At 48.7% G+C, this 11,715-nt stretch carries 10 protein-coding genes; all 10 read right to left on the minus strand.

All coding sequences use genetic code 11. The annotated features are described in order from the left end of the window. Positions 1-2: 2 nt before the first annotated feature. Complete coding sequence (gene cas1c, locus ACSR9A_RS19375; protein ID WP_473758967.1) at positions 3-1,034, minus strand: type I-C CRISPR-associated endonuclease Cas1c; 1,032 nt, start codon at positions 1,032-1,034, stop codon at positions 3-5. Continuing rightward, positions 1,031-1,690, minus strand: coding sequence for a CRISPR-associated protein Cas4 (gene cas4, locus ACSR9A_RS19380; RefSeq protein ID WP_473758968.1), 660 nt, complete (start codon positions 1,688-1,690; stop codon positions 1,031-1,033). The genes cas1c and cas4 overlap by 4 nt, the downstream gene beginning before the upstream one ends. Then, positions 1,677-2,558 carry a type I-C CRISPR-associated protein Cas7/Csd2 gene (gene cas7c, locus ACSR9A_RS19385; RefSeq protein ID WP_473758969.1) on the minus strand — a complete coding sequence of 294 codons (882 nt, stop codon included), beginning with the start codon at positions 2,556-2,558 and terminating at the stop codon, positions 1,677-1,679. Before cas7c ends, cas4 begins: the two co-directional genes overlap by 14 nt. Before the next feature lie 54 nt (positions 2,559-2,612). Beyond that, complete coding sequence (gene cas8c / locus ACSR9A_RS19390; protein ID WP_473758970.1) at positions 2,613-4,553, minus strand: type I-C CRISPR-associated protein Cas8c/Csd1; 1,941 nt, start codon at positions 4,551-4,553, stop codon at positions 2,613-2,615. Continuing rightward, positions 4,550-5,272 carry a type I-C CRISPR-associated protein Cas5c gene (cas5c, locus tag ACSR9A_RS19395; RefSeq protein ID WP_473758971.1) on the minus strand — a complete coding sequence of 241 codons (723 nt, stop codon included), beginning with the start codon at positions 5,270-5,272 and terminating at the stop codon, positions 4,550-4,552. The genes cas8c and cas5c overlap by 4 nt, the downstream gene beginning before the upstream one ends. 821 nt (positions 5,273-6,093) lie before the next feature. Then, a complete protein-coding gene (gene cas3 / locus ACSR9A_RS19400; protein ID WP_473758972.1) occupies positions 6,094-7,842 on the minus strand; it encodes a CRISPR-associated helicase Cas3' in 1,749 nt (582 codons plus the stop codon). Next, a complete protein-coding gene (locus tag ACSR9A_RS19405) occupies positions 7,842-8,567 on the minus strand; it encodes a CRISPR-associated endonuclease Cas3'' (protein WP_473758973.1) in 726 nt (241 codons plus the stop codon). The genes cas3 and ACSR9A_RS19405 overlap by 1 nt, the downstream gene beginning before the upstream one ends. 218 nt (positions 8,568-8,785) lie before the next feature. Beyond that, on the minus strand, positions 8,786-9,310 hold the full coding sequence (locus ACSR9A_RS19410; protein ID WP_473758974.1) for a DUF6933 domain-containing protein: 525 nt from the start codon (positions 9,308-9,310) through the stop codon (positions 8,786-8,788). A gap of 373 nt (positions 9,311-9,683) precedes the next feature. Then, a complete protein-coding gene (locus tag ACSR9A_RS19415; protein WP_473758975.1) occupies positions 9,684-10,685 on the minus strand; it encodes a FecCD family ABC transporter permease in 1,002 nt (333 codons plus the stop codon). Further along, positions 10,678-11,688: a FecCD family ABC transporter permease gene (locus tag ACSR9A_RS19420; RefSeq protein WP_473758976.1), complete on the minus strand. Its 1,011-nt coding sequence runs from the start codon at positions 11,686-11,688 to the stop codon at positions 10,678-10,680. The genes ACSR9A_RS19415 and ACSR9A_RS19420 overlap by 8 nt, the downstream gene beginning before the upstream one ends. Positions 11,689-11,715 lie beyond the last annotated feature (27 nt).

Raw genomic sequence — 11,715 nt, forward strand, 5'->3', positions numbered from 1 at the left:
ACCTACTTCCAGAAAAATGGCGGGTATTCGTCCAAATCACCACGAATATGCCTCGCAAGCAATAAGGCCTGGGCGTAAGGAACAAGCCCCCAAGCTATCTTTTCGTTCAAATAGGGGTGCATAATCTTCTCTTGCTTGCGTTCTTGCCATGCCTTGAGCACCGCTTTCCTAGTGTCATCGTCCATGATGACGGCTCCATTTTCTTTTTTCACGAAGCCGCTGTCGTTAACAACCTTCTTGTTGATTAGATACAGCACCATACGGTCAGCATACACGCTCCGCAGTTCCTCCATCATATCCAGCGCAAGCGAGTCTCGCCCCGGGCGATCCCGATGCAGAAAACCGACGTAAGCGTCCAGTCCCACAGACTCCAGCGCGGCTGTCACATCCTTCGCAAGCAGAGAATAAGTGAAAGAAAGCAAAGCATTGACATTGTCCAGCGGAGGACGCTTATTTCGCCCATGGAAAAAGAACTGTTCCTTTTGCTGCAAAATCAACTGGTCAAACACCGAGTTGTATTGCACAGCAGCCGACCCTTCCAGCCCGCGCAAAATATCCAGCTGCTCCACGCCGCGAATAAGCTTCATCGTCTCCGATAGCGAAGCACTGACCTGCTTCATTCGCTCGATATCCATACGGAGGGCATGATCCCGCAAGGCTCGTTCAACCACCCACTTACTGTTATACACTTTTCCCAAAATCATATTTCGGGCAAAAATAGCGCTTCGCCGCTCATCATCGGAAATACGGTACTGCTCCTTGCGCAGTACAACATTCCCTTTATCCTCACCGACGACCCGTGCTAAAAATCGACCATTGCGAGTCATAAAGGTCAGTCCGATGTTATTCTCTGCGCATTTCCCCATAAGAGCTGGACTGACTCCCGCATAACCAAAGGTACAGACTCCCTCCAAATTATGCAGCGGGTAGCGTCCGACAATTTCGTCGTCCCGCTTTATAACAATATTCTCGCCATCGAGCGATAAATACGTATCCGGCATCGTAACAAATAGTGTATTCAGCAGCTTTTTCATTCATATAACCTGCTTTCGATAAAGCTTGAAACGGGTTTTCGCTCCAGCATTTCCGGCAAACAAACGACGTTCAAAGAGCAGCTCTGACAATGCGGCCCCGTCTTCGCCCGCGGCGTATGGTTCCGCTCATAGTAGTGGCGCATCTCGTCCAAACTTTGCTTGACCTTGGCTTTGTCCGCTTCGGAGACAGGCACCTCCACCCGATGCTTCGTTTCATCATAATAGAGATAGCCCATCGACAGCTCGCACATTAACATCTCTTCCAAACACATGAGCTGAGCCACTAATTGCGAACGGTCAGAATCATTCCGCTTCGGCTTGCCGCGTTTGTATTCCACGGGATACGGAAGGTATAACCCTTCCTCTCCCGCCAGTGGAACTCCTGAGTTATCTCGTATAAACTCTACGACATCGCATATGCCGGAAATGCCCAGACGCCGCGACTGTACGGGAAGCGCACGGACAATGAGCTTGTCCCCGCGTTTCTCCCGCAGCATGGGCTGATCGGCTTTGCGGTGCAAATGCGCCCCTTCAACGGTGCGGACATTCTCTTCCCATTGCTGCTCAATATGAATAAGCGCCCATTGCCTTCGGCAAAAGTTGAAATGCTGAATGCCAGAAAGCATTAGAAAATCTTCTTCATTATTGTCCCACATATCTTAGGGGCTCCAAGCCCTCAAGCGGCTCAATTGTCCAAGTGTAGTCGTCGATGGATTTCCCTTCGACTACGTCATCGTTCAATTTAATTTTCAAGGAGCGATGCACCTTCGCTGAAGAATATTGCCCAAGCTTGGACTGGTGCTTCCACCAGAAAAGATTATGGACTTCCATGCTGCCGTCTGGGCGCGCGGATGAGGTGTCATTTTCAAAAAGAGAAATAAGGGCTTGTCTAATCTTCTCCGCATCGTCCTTCGTAAAGCCAGTTTTCTCCGCCAATTGTGTATTGATGCTGCCATAGATGACATACACGCCAAAATCCACCCTATGCTTCATCCCCATCGTATCGGAACCCTTCTTGTTCGGGTCCTTACCCGTCACCGAATTGACGCTTTTCGTAATTTGCGTGCTTGTAATGGCAATCGGCTCGACGCTAAGCGCTGTATGAATCGAGACAGGCCCGCGAACGCCCACGGATACACCCGATGACGCATCCGCCCCGCCGCTAAAGGCAAACACCTGGCCGAAGCTGCGCACATCAACCCATGTCTTGCAGGCCGCCTGTGCGTATAGCTCATTATTTTGCTTTTTTCCCTTAGCATACTCTTGAACATCGGCATTCGCATCTACACGTTCTTTAATGCTGCGGTACCCATCGTCACGGCGCTCATCCGACTGGACGAGAATCGCTTCTCCCATGTCTTGCAGCCTGTTGCGGATTTTGCGCTTTAGGCACACATCAGAAATCTCGCCAAGTCCTTCATAGGTTTGTCTTGGACGATTGCCATTCAATGGGTCGCCATTCGGATTGGCATTACGGACGGACAGAATAACGGCAAAATCAATTTTATGGTCAAGTACGCTCATTTTAATCTCTCCCTAATAGGTTTATTTAGTAGACTCATAGCTTGCTAGACTTAGCTATTCCTCTGTATCGTCCTGATCGCTGTCCTGATCGTTATCTTGCTCGCTGTCTTGCCCCTGCGTTGTGTCGCCTTTATCTTTTTTCGTATACAGGTCATGACGCTGGCTGTAAAAACCAAGCAGATACAGCCCGCTAAGCGGAGCATCCGTAAACTCCTCAGGCTTCAGCATCGAGCCCACCTCATCGAGCAGACCATTGTAATATCTCGCATCCGTCCCCATACGCGCCTGATAGGGCTGTAGATTGGACTGAATAATACTCCATGTACGTCCCGGACGCTGGGCAAAAGCGTTCATATATCGGACTGCATTCGTTGCCCGCTTCTCTTCTCTTCCTAATGCACGTCTCTCCAGCACGTCGGCAATCGCCAGCATTCTGCCGAACAGATAATTTCGATCATCCAATTGTTTATTCAGGCTCACTCGGAAGCCCTCCTTCTCTTTTGATTTGTTGACCAGCGCACAGGCGATGCTTAGCGTTTTCTCCCATTCCCATGGCTCCATGCCTACCGGATTGGAAGCTCGACTAATCGCACTTCGAACAATATCTATTGGGATTGGACGACCATCTACGATGCAGGGCAGCATTCGCTCCAGCAGCCCTTTCACCACTTTGTCACTTGCCCGCGACCCATAAGCGGCAAAAGCAATATCCTTTGTCGCTGGCGCTCCTGTAAAAGCTACATATTTGTCATTTTCATTTTTGCGATACCTATGGCGCCAAAAGCAGGTTTCATGCCAATGCTGCAATTGATTCATGAACAGCTCGCGGTTCATATCTCGGTAATAGACAATCGACAGCCGTCCTGGCGTCGCCGCATCAAGCGTCATAATAACGACATTTGATTTATATTCGCCATCGTAACGGAAGCCGCTGAGCGCCTTTCTTACCTCAAGAGCATGCTCCCGATGCGCCATATCTCCAGCCGACGAATCGTCCTCTTCCTCCTTCAGATAGTCAAACAAATCCTCCGCAGGGTCTGGCACCTCAAGCCGATCTGTTCCCCATACGAGAAACACTTTGCCGTCGAGGGGGAAGGATTGCCGATCAATCAGCCATTTCAGCGCATTATGCGCCTTCTGCGATACCTCGTAGCTGACGGAGGCCGCATCCCGACTCGTCCGAAACCGACCACGAAACGTGAAGCCACTTGAGTCATTGGCTGAAATCAGCTTCGTTTTATCACCAGAGTTACGAATACGCGAAGCATGCTTGTCCGCATAAGGAAGCTGCTCGCCTGTCACATAACATAAGTCCGTCTCTGCAAGCTGCTCATTATAAAAATCAATAAAGGACTGCTGAACTTCCCGATCCCGCCATAGCCTTGGCTCGGTATCTCCCGGAATCTGTACAGCGAATCGCACAAAAGCCGAGCTTTGATCAGAGGCAATCACTTTGAAAATAGCTGGCTTCTCCTTGCTCTCATCGCCTTCCTCCTGCACCCATTTATCCAGCAGCTTGCCTTGCATGTCTGTCCATAGCACCTTATACTCTACTAAATCCGCTATCAGCGTGCCTTTCTGCAAATATTGATAAACACTTTCCACCTTGCGATTGGAATAAGCAGATGTACACCATGCACGCAGCTGTTCCAAATAATCTGCATGTGGCGTATGCTTCTTCACTTCGCCAACATATTGCTCATAATCGCCAGCAACATACATAAGCTTATCGAACAACGGATAGGGAACGGGTGCGCTTGTCCGGCTTGCCGCAGCCTCGGTGCAAGGAATGATCGTGCTTCCTTCTTCCTTCTCAATCACCTTCGCTCTTAAAAATTCGCCCTTCCCATTCAAAATCACCTCAATATGCGCACTTTGTGTCGTATGTGAAATCGGGATAAGCGCATATTCACGGCCATTTCTTTTCTTCTCAAAATTCCCTATCGCATCCGTATGGTTATCATAGGTTTTGCTCAAATTTGCGAGCCAGCTCATGCCTTCTCCCCCTCTGCAAATAGCTCTTCATGCAGTTGGTCGACAGACTCCATATTTTCGGAGCCGAAAACTTTTGCAACACCTTCGCCTGTTTTGCGAGTCAGTTCACAAGCTTCTGGGCGAATGAAGCGGATAATGCCGCGCTCCATCTTGACTGGCCACAGCCTTGTCTCCCTCTCCGGCCTGCCTGTTTCATCTGGATAGCTGATGCCATGCACCATATGACCAAAGTCTACTTCTGGCACCTCGTCATAAAAGCCCTTGCCTTCGTTAAAATCGCAAGGCTCCACATAGCCCTGGCATTCACGCGTCCCGAGAAAAATATCTCTGCGCCCTCCCGCCTGAACCGAACGTTTGGCGATATTATGATGCTTATTTTCGTTGCGGTCATAGACGAGATCCTCCCGATGAGGATTAAACTCAAAATAGGCACGTACCTGATACCTCACATCCTTCAAATAGGTATAATACGCCAGCGTATTACCGCCATTATATTCAATAGGGCGAATGCCCTTCGATTCTGTCTGAATGACGTTCATGATACGAACCTCGTGGATGTACCAAATAATTGTAGGCTTCCAATATATCGATTCCACAATCCCTTTCAGAGCTTGATAAGTAGGAACCTGGTAGCTGAACTTCTCTCCTCCGATTTTGGTCAACGGGTCTGTAAAAAGCGCGTATTTGCCCTCAACTTGAAATTCAATTTGATTTCGCATAGTTATCCTCCTTTCCGCTAGTTAAAAACAAGTGTCGAATACATGTATGGTGAAATTCATTGCTTTGTAAAAGGCTTGAATACAACTATCTTAAACAAGCCTCTCACGTCGCATTGAATATCCAATTTTGGGTAGTATTTTTGAAAATCAATCAACTCTAGGCAATCCTCTAAGAATTACAGAATTAAATTCTTGCCTTTGGTTGTCTAGATTGCCTGAGATAGCGCTCTCCGAAGTTCCATATTCTCTTTAATCAGTCCACCATTAGCCTGATCATAATCTCTCCTCCACGCCTTAATAGCACCAACGCTATACCCAGTAGCAAAACAATAACCAAATAACTCGTCTTCATTAAATAAGGCGGTTTCTAACACGATCCTTAGTTTCTCGCGAAAAGCCCAAATTTCTGCTTCGATCTCCTCTCACCCCATTTAAGTTTCTAATAAAGGATATATATAATAAATTTCCTCCCTTAGAATAATATAAGTTCCAAAAAATTCAAGTAATTCAAAATCACTCCAAAGCTCAGTTATTATTCGTGCTTCTCGTCAAAGACTGCCCTACAGATAACAGTCCCCCGGAATAAATTGCAAACATTTGTTCTCTAACGTTTTGATAAATAAGAGAATAAATATCCATTAGCATCAATATGCAATTCCGTGCACGTCATTTGCTTATTTTATTAGAGCCTTATTTAATTTATAGATTTGATTGAGTTAGCCGCATGTGATAAACTCGGTTTGTCGCTGAAAAGCGTGGATTGAAAATAATACAGGTGTATATGAAAACCCACCCATAAATGTAGGTGGGTCTTTCACTTTTCACCCAATTATCGCTGATGACCATTCCCCCTCGCCATCTGTCTCCACACCAAACTGCCTAGAATAAGCCGTTTCACTTAAAGCTAGCACCTCGCCATGCAGCAGGGGCTGAATATCACCATTTTTATCAAGCTTCCTAAACTCATTCTCGTAAATATTTACAACATACGGCTGAAGCTTACGCAGCAACACGCCAAGCTCACCTGCCCTCAGATCGCCGTTCAAGTCAAGAATCAGCTTCTTCCCTTCCTCTTCAAAAGGAACCAGCACCGTTCTCGCCGTATTGCTAATCACTTCAAAATATTGCTCCGCCGTAGCCAACGCTGAAAAGCTAATCAACTCAGGCAGCTTCCCATGCTTCCCTTTGTAGCCAGCTGCATAATTTTTGTTTTGCTCCAGCAGCTCAAAAATATTTTCACCAAGCTTCTCTACAGGGTACTGCATCTTATTTTCAATTAAGTCATAGTAGTATTTAAAATAAGCCTGCATCGCCGCCTTCGACAGCAGCTCTCCTCCATACTTATTCGGATCTTCCTTCATATCGTCCAATATGCGCTGTGTCTGCTCCGCACCGATGCTAATTTCCTTCAAATGCGTCAGCACCTCATCCGCAGACTTAATTATATAAACGCTCCGAACAGCATCCTTCCCATGTCGATTGCATCTACCCGCTGCTTGCGCAATAGAGTCCAGTCCTGCAAGGGAGCGAACAACACATTCAAAGCTAATGTTCACTCCTGCTTCAATAAGCTGCGTGCTGACGCAAATGACCCGTTCCTTTTCTTCCGCAGCGAGTGCTTTTATCAGCTTTTCAAGCACGTCCTTCCGATGCGTCGCGCACATATTCGTGCTTAGATGAAACAGCCGTGCATCACAGTCTCCTGACTTCTGACGCTCCTCCAGCTCAGCGAACAGCTTGCGCACAGCCGACTTCGTATTCAAAATGACCAGCGTGCTGTCGACCTCATCCATCCGATCCAGCACAAAATCCGCCAGTTCATCTGCCTTCCAGCCGCTCGGAGTTGTTTGATCCACTACCTCCACACGCTTAAAGCTCCGGCCCACTTCATCCAGATTTCCGATCATTTCAGCATCTTCCTTCAAAGCCAGCCGATGCTTCACCCCATCCAGAGCAGGCTGCGTCGCCGTACAAAGCAGCAGGCTCGAGCGTCCAAATGCATGTAGAAAATTCAATGCTGCGTTAAACAAAGAAATACACTTAATCGGTACAGACTGCACCTCATCGAAAATAATGACCGCATTCGTAAGCTGATGCAGCCTCCGTACATTCCGCGTGCCCTTCGCATAAAACGTATTCAGAAACTGAACCATCGTTGTAAAAATAATCGGGCGATCCCACGTATCTTTCGCCAGCTTGATTTTCTTGCGCCGGACATCATAGGCCTCGGCTGGATTTTCAGGCGGATCAGGCTCCTCAATGACATTCGAATGATGCTCCAAAATCATATCGTGCTCCTGCAAAATATCCCTGATTTCCTGTGCATTCTGCTCAATAATCGTTGTATATGGAACGATGTAGATAATTCGCTGCTTGCCTGTTTCTATCGCGTGCTTTAGCGCGTAACGCAGGCTCGCCAGCGTCTTGCCGCCCCCTGTAGGAATCGACAATGTATAGATGCCTGACGGACGAAGCGCGAAAGCATCACATTGCAGCGACATTTCCCGTCTCAGGCGGTTAATCGGATGGTCGGCGTCCTCCGCTTCGTCCATTTCGTCCAGCTTCCTCATTAAAGCCTCATAGCTTCTCTTGAAAAATGGACCATGATCCCATGATCCTCCGCTGGCTCCGCTGCTTCCTCCTCTTCAAACTGCCGCGAATTGGTCCGATCTGCGTCAATCAGGCAGCTGAAAATATACTTGATTAGCAGCGAGCAGGTAATTCTCGGCAATTTATATGACTGCATAACCTTTATAAGCTGTTCAAGCTCGGCGGCCGCCTTGGCAAAATATGCATCCAGCTCGGCTTCGGTATACTGCCCGAAAAACACCGCACTCGCTTGCTCATAGCCCTGTTCAATTTCCGCGTCCTTCTGCTCATCCACTCTTTTTAGAAAGGGTGATGTTTTACTCGGATCAATAAAATCCCGAAGCCCTTGATGATGGGAAATAATACAGTTAGCGATCCATTCTGCCGCCATTTTCTCCGTATTTTTCGTGCTTTTCTTATGGTACCTGCGATAGACCAGTCTTCCGCCCGCAGACGAATGATCGACAGAGCCTCTTTTCGGCGCCCTCGCATCCTCATCCTTCGCCGCCGCTACTGCAAGCTGGATATAATTTTTAAAGGCAGTCGTATTTTTACCTAGGTCATGAAGCCAGCCCGCCAGTCCCGCCAGATGACTGGCTCCAATCTTGCCTCCAAGCTGCTCGCAGCCTTCCTTTACTTCCTTCAAATGGTCTTTGACCGTTTGAATTTTGCCGTCTTTTTCCCGAATATGTGCAATATATGACATAGCGCCTCCTGAACTAGATTTAAATGCCTATTCAACACTCAATACAGGGTATAAAATCATAGAACGTACATTCGACAACATCCAACATATTCCTTCATTTCCATTTAAGTTTCGTGTAAAATAGATCATTTTCTTTCTTTTTCACGCAAGAAGACCACCCCTTGAGGGGTGGCCTTCTGTTCCAAAAAATAGGAAATTTGCAAATCCTCATTAAAAACCTACAGCTGCCGACTATCCAACGCTGCCAGCATCGTTTCACCCGAATAAGCCAAGGGCAATTTCAACATAGGAATTTTGTTGATTTCGCGGTTCAATTCGTAGAACCACCGGTCATGTATCTCTCCCTGTTCCTCCATATCATACTGGTGCATATGCTTGATGATCAGGATCATTTCATTTATTTGACTAATGATGCTGCGGTCACTCGTTTTCGTAAAGCTGAACGCATCAGCGCTTTGCATATAGCGTTCTATAACCTGCTTGTCCGCTTTATCAGCAAGCAAATTTTCAGCGATGCTCTCGACTACAAGCTCATGGAATCGTTTGAAATCCTGCTTTTTCAAGCCATGCAGCACAAAATTGTACCTTGTTTCATTATTCATAACGATCACGCATTTTCGACGATTCAGCAAAAACAGATGAGCATGCCAGCCAAATAGCGGGTCTCCCTCCGTCGGCACTGCCACAAAATCCATCATTCCAAGCTCGCTCTCGAGCTTTTTCGTACATTGCAACGTCAGCATTGCTTCATCTCCCTGATACAAATCTTTAAATTCAGCATAGCCCCGCAGCCAAAAAAGCGTAAGCTGCCTCGAAGCTAGTTGAATCTGAAAGTGAAAACAGGCCGTTCCAGTTGCTGATTTTTTTGAAGGACTGAGGTTCCGCTATGCTGGTTTTTGAGCCCATTTCAGGGCATAAGCGGACAGGAAAGCCGTTATCACCTTCATCCACCTGTCAGAATAGCATTGTGCAGCGCATTAACGTCTCCTGAGTCCGCGGCCAATACGATAACCCATGCTTTGGTTAGACTAGCGGCTCCTGTGTCCGGCAAAATGCCAGGCCCGAAGCTGCCTTTCGGTGCTCAAATGCCATTGCATGACAATGTCATCCGGATGGCTAAACACCAGCCTTGCGTTTAAACAGCAAATACATAAAAAACGGAGCCCCGACTCCTGCGGTAAACACCCCAGCGGGAATATCCAGCGGCATAAACAGCATGCGCCCTGCCAAATCGGCAAGCAGCAGAACAATCGCGCCCAGCAGCGCAGACACCGGGATGACCATTGCATACGAATGCCCCGCAAGTCTCCTAGCCATATGAGGCGCAAGCAGCCCGATAAAAGAAATCGTTCCGGCAATGCCAACAGCTGCGCCGGCAAGAGCCACACTAAAGAACAGCAGCAGCAAGCGGCTTAGCTGTAGCCGGCTTCCCAAACCGCGCGCGACGTCCTCGCCCAAGGCTTGCACATTCAATTCCTTGGCAAAAAGCAGCGCCAATGGAATAAACACAACGACCCACGGCCACAGCGCTTTAATATACGACCAGTTCGTGCCATAAATGCTGCCCGTCATCCAGTTCAGCACCTGAGCCGCCAAATAAGCGGGACCGCTAATGAGCAGAAACATCGTAAGGGCGCTCATCGCCGTCGATATGCCGATGCCGATCAGCACGAGCCGCAGCGTGGAGACGCCTTTTTTCCAGGCCAAACCGTAGTTCAGAGCCGCCGCCACAAAAGCTCCCAAAATCGCAATAACCGGAACGAAGTGGATGCTGTAGCCGGTGAACAAGGTCATAAAGCCAACGACCGCGACAGACGCGCCGCCCGTTACGCCAAGCAAATCCGGCGATGCCAGCGAATTGCGAATGACGCCTTGCAGCAAGGAGCCTGCTACCGCTAACGCTGCACCAATGAGCAAGGCGGCTAAAATGCGAGGCAATCGAAACTGCATAATAATTAAATCGCTGTCCTCCGTATTGCGGCCCAGCAGCGACAGCAGCACTTCTTTAACCGGAATAGCGACGCTGCCCAGCGATAAGCATAAAATACTTAAACCAACGAGAATGAGGCTTAACGTAAGCAAAATCAAAATATTTTTCCCTGTGCGCTGCTTAGGCATATTTCTTCCTCCTCGCCACATGAATCAGGAACGGCACGCCAATAAGCGCCGTTGCAACGCCTACTGGAACCTCCTTCGGCAGGAGCACGAATCGGGACAGCAGATCGGCCGCCACCAGCAGCAATGCTCCTGCCACTGCACAGTAGGGAAGCAGCCAGCGGTGATCATTTCCAACCAGCGCCCGGCATAAATGAGGAATCACCAGCCCGATGAAAGCAATCGGCCCCGCAGCAGAAACGGCACTGCCGGCAAGCAGCACGACAGCTACCGTGCACAGAAGGCGGATCAGCATCAGACGCTGCCCGAGCCCCTTCGCATTATCGTCTCCGAGTGCCATCACATTCAAGGAGCCCGAGAGCAGGAACGCGAGCAGCAGCCCGGCGATTATGTACGGCAGCACCATCACAAGATGGTTCAGCTCCCTTCCTGACACCGAGCCGACCATCCAGAACAACGCCGATTCCAGCGACTGCTTATTGATTAAAATAAGGCCCGAGGTAACCGAGCTCGCAAATGCCGCTACACAAGCTCCCGCCAAGGTGAGCCGAATCGGCTCAAAGCCTCCTCTTCCCTGCATGCCAAGCGCATAGACGAACACAGCTGTGACCGCCGCTCCTATAAAAGCAAGTCCAATCATATGGTTCATCGTCAGCGACGAGCCGAACAAGGCAAGCCCAACAACAATAAACAGCACCGCACCAGAATTAATGCCGAAAATCGATGGCGACGCAAGCGGATTGCGCGTCAGCACCTGCATAATAGCGCCAGCCACCGCAAGGCTCGCTCCTACTACCGCCGCAATAAGCGTGCGAGGCACACGGGTATGGGTTAAAATTAGATGCTCATTCGAGCCATCGAACTGGCTGTAGGCGAGCCACAAATCTTTTAAGCCAAATTGCTGGAGCCCAAATAGTACGCTCGCTAGCATGCAAATAAGCAAAATAACAACTCCTGCTGCGAGAACAGCAAGCTTGCTGCCAGGTCTCTCCATCCACTTAGACATCGCTTTTCCTCCTGTCTTTCCTCAATA

The sequence above is a fragment of the Paenibacillus sp. R-74696 genome (assembly GCF_055814915.1).

Coding starts and splice junctions, on each gene's coding strand:
- cas1c (WP_473758967.1), bottom strand. CDS start 1,034: ATGAAAAAGCTGCTGAATACACTATTTGTTACGATGCCGGATACGTAT.
- cas4 (WP_473758968.1), bottom strand. CDS start 1,690: ATGTGGGACAATAATGAAGAAGATTTTCTAATGCTTTCTGGCATTCAG.
- cas7c (WP_473758969.1), bottom strand. CDS start 2,558: ATGAGCGTACTTGACCATAAAATTGATTTTGCCGTTATTCTGTCCGTC.
- cas8c (WP_473758970.1), bottom strand. CDS start 4,553: ATGAGCTGGCTCGCAAATTTGAGCAAAACCTATGATAACCATACGGAT.
- cas5c (WP_473758971.1), bottom strand. CDS start 5,272: ATGCGAAATCAAATTGAATTTCAAGTTGAGGGCAAATACGCGCTTTTT.
- cas3 (WP_473758972.1), bottom strand. CDS start 7,842: ATGAGGAAGCTGGACGAAATGGACGAAGCGGAGGACGCCGACCATCCG.
- ACSR9A_RS19405 (WP_473758973.1), bottom strand. CDS start 8,567: ATGTCATATATTGCACATATTCGGGAAAAAGACGGCAAAATTCAAACG.
- ACSR9A_RS19410 (WP_473758974.1), bottom strand. CDS start 9,310: ATGCTGACGTTGCAATGTACGAAAAAGCTCGAGAGCGAGCTTGGAATG.
- ACSR9A_RS19415 (WP_473758975.1), bottom strand. CDS start 10,685: ATGCCTAAGCAGCGCACAGGGAAAAATATTTTGATTTTGCTTACGTTA.
- ACSR9A_RS19420 (WP_473758976.1), bottom strand. CDS start 11,688: ATGTCTAAGTGGATGGAGAGACCTGGCAGCAAGCTTGCTGTTCTCGCA.